Genomic DNA, 288 nt, shown 5'->3' with positions numbered 1-288 from the left:
CTAATAGCCGTTGACATTGTGCTGGTGTCGGCGTCAATGTGGTATTAGTCATACCGGCGGGCTGAGTGACATATTGCTGTAAAAGTTGAGGGTAACTTTACTGATGCTTTTACCAAGGCATCCGCTAATAGATCGTAAGCTAGGTTTGAATAAGCCGCTTGCTCTCCTGCGGTAGCTGTCAGTGTCGCTTTTTTTCAGCCAGTTCCAGCGGTCGCCATGCGTTGGCCATATAAAAACAGGTCTTCCCCATTTTCCACCAGGTTGTTCTCGCGGAAAACCACTCGTGTG

At 48.6% G+C, this 288-nt stretch carries 1 pseudogene; it reads right to left on the bottom strand.

Features of this window, described 5'->3' with window-relative positions:
* Positions 1-288: pseudogene (locus BHE89_RS24620) on the bottom strand (serine hydrolase); the annotation flags it as partial.

The sequence above is a fragment of the Shigella sp. FC1967 genome, assembly GCF_001743005.1.
Lineage (GTDB): Bacteria > Pseudomonadota > Gammaproteobacteria > Enterobacterales > Enterobacteriaceae > Proteus.
The sequence above is the reverse complement of the archived record's forward strand: the minus strand, read 5'-3'. Positions and strand labels throughout refer to the sequence as shown.